Annotated in this window: 1 protein-coding gene; it reads left to right on the top strand. The window is 71.6% G+C overall.

Going from position 1 to position 257, the window contains the following annotated elements:
• A partial coding sequence (locus NCR35_RS29830; protein ID WP_250537471.1) for a hypothetical protein occupies positions 1–257 on the top strand: 257 nt, incomplete at both ends.

Here is a 257-nt window from a genome sequence, read left to right as displayed (position 1 = left end):
GGTACTGGCCGGGCGACCGGCTGAAGTTCTGGGGGCGCCAATCGCGGGTGCTCGTGCAGGACTGGTCGCGGATGGCGCGTACCGGGCGCGTGCGTCCGTCGGGGGCTCAGATCGACTACGAGGCGGCGTTGGGGGCCTATGGCGGGCAGGTGCTCGCGATCTCACTGCCGAACGACTCGTTCGCACCCGTCGGCGGGCTCGAGCAGATGCTGCGCTGGGTGCCTAAGGCGCGCGTGACGCGCTGGCACTCGCCGGAC

Origin of the sequence: Caballeronia sp. AZ10_KS36, assembly GCF_023631105.1 — a bacterium.
In the GTDB taxonomy this organism is placed as follows: domain Bacteria; phylum Pseudomonadota; class Gammaproteobacteria; order Burkholderiales; family Burkholderiaceae; genus Caballeronia.
This window is presented reverse-complemented; position numbering and strand designations above follow the sequence as displayed.